Raw genomic sequence first — 1,731 nt, 5'->3', positions numbered from 1 at the left:
TTCGAGCACACCGTCCTCGTCCACCGTGCCGCCGCCCACCACACCCGTCCTGATCGGCGTGTCATCGTCCACCACGATCACGAAGTCGGCTGCCAGCGCCGCCACCGAGTCGCCGTCGTAGTCCGTGGCACTGATCGCCGCGCCCAGCGACAGGCTCAGGTCGTTCTCGGCCAGGCCCGCGGCATGATCGAGCTGATCGACCAGCGTGAAGGTGTAGGCGCCCGTCGCCTTGGTCAGGGCCAGCGTGAACACCGTGTTCCCGGCCCCGGCCGAGGCGGTCAAGGTGTCCACGCCTGCGGCCGTCGTGACCAGGTAGGTGACCGTCACGCCGCCGCTGGTCAGCGCCGGCAGGCCGGTGTTCGTCAGCGTATAGGTCAGGTCCTCATCCGCGCCGGACTGGAACATCGTGCTCACGTTGCCGGTCGCCGTCACCGCTTCACCGTTCACATCGCTACCGCCCGCCGGCCCGCCGGCAATGCCGTCGCCCGGGCCGTTGTTCGCGGCGCCTTCGAGCACGCCGTCCTCGTCCACCGTGCCGCCGCCGACCACGCCCGTCCTGATCGGCGTGTCGTCGTCCACCGTGATCTGCAGGGAGCCCGCCTCGCCCGTTACGAAGTCATCGTCCATATCGGTGATCTTCAACACCGAGCCGAGGTTCAGAAGGATCTCGTTCTCGGTGTCGTTGTGGGTTGGGTCTGTGTCGAAGGTCGGGTGGTCGAGTTGATCGAGCAGCGTGAAGAGATAGCCGTCGAGGTCCGTGTCGACGTCGACGGGGTCGTCCGTCAGTTCCAGCTTGAACACGGCCCGGTCGACACCGGCGTCGTATACCAATGGGCTGGCGCCCGCATCGACAAATCCCCAAAGCGTGTTGCCGTCCACGTCATACGTCACTGTTCCACCCTTGGACTTCAGCGGCGACACAGCAACGTCTGGGTTCGAGGTGGAGTCAAAGGCCGTGATCAGGTTGATGTCGGCCTGGGCGTCGGACATGCCAAAGGATTTAAGTCCGTCGTTGCCGGCGTTGAACATGCCGGCGAGCGAGCCGCTGGCGGTGGCCAGCACCCCCGCACCCACGTCTCCGGGACCGTTGTCGATGCCGGTACTCTGGCCGGTCAAGGCATCCTCGTCAACCGTTTTTTGCTGCGCGACACCGATGGTGGGCGCGTCGTCTTCAAAGACGAAAGCGCTACCAACTTCCTGCGGAAGCACCACCTGATTGGGCAGGCCGATGCCGCCGATGTCGAAGGTGGAATTGCCCGTGCCTGCGTTTTCGACGACGAGGCGGTTGTGCGTGGTGCCATCGGCCAGCGTGTAATCGATCGTTGCCAAGGGGCCGGTCACGGTGACGGTTTGGTTGAGTTCCCCACCGGCGCCGTCCTCCAAGTCGTCCGTTTGTGCGAACGTCACGGAGTAGCCACCCATGGTTACGTTGGTGCTGATGTTTTCGAAGATGAAGCTGCCACCACCACCAATGGGGACGGTGACGATAGTGCCGTCGGCGTTGCGCAAGGTCACGCTTTGGATATAGCCCAGGTCGTCGGCGCCATCCACCGCGACGCCGTTGCCGTCGACCAGTCCGTCAAAGAAGCCCGCGCCGGCGACGCCGCCATCCCCGGAACCATTCGTGCCTTCCTCGTCCTGCGTTGTGAAGGCGCTGAGCTTGACCGTGATTGGCTTGGGCGGCGTTGTCTGCGAAATGGTGACGAACCCACCGCTGGCCTCGAAAAGCCC

1 protein-coding gene is annotated in these 1,731 nt (G+C 64.6%); it reads right to left on the bottom strand.

Annotation, left to right across the window (positions count from 1 at the left end; translation table 11 throughout):
* On the bottom strand, positions 1-1,731 hold a 1,731-nt coding region (locus tag V6M39_RS15670), incomplete at both ends, for a T1SS-143 repeat domain-containing protein (RefSeq protein WP_332644748.1).

It is taken from the genome of Aeromicrobium sp., from assembly GCF_036675695.1.
GTDB lineage: Bacteria > Actinomycetota > Actinomycetes > Propionibacteriales > Nocardioidaceae > Aeromicrobium.
This window is presented reverse-complemented; position numbering and strand designations above follow the sequence as displayed.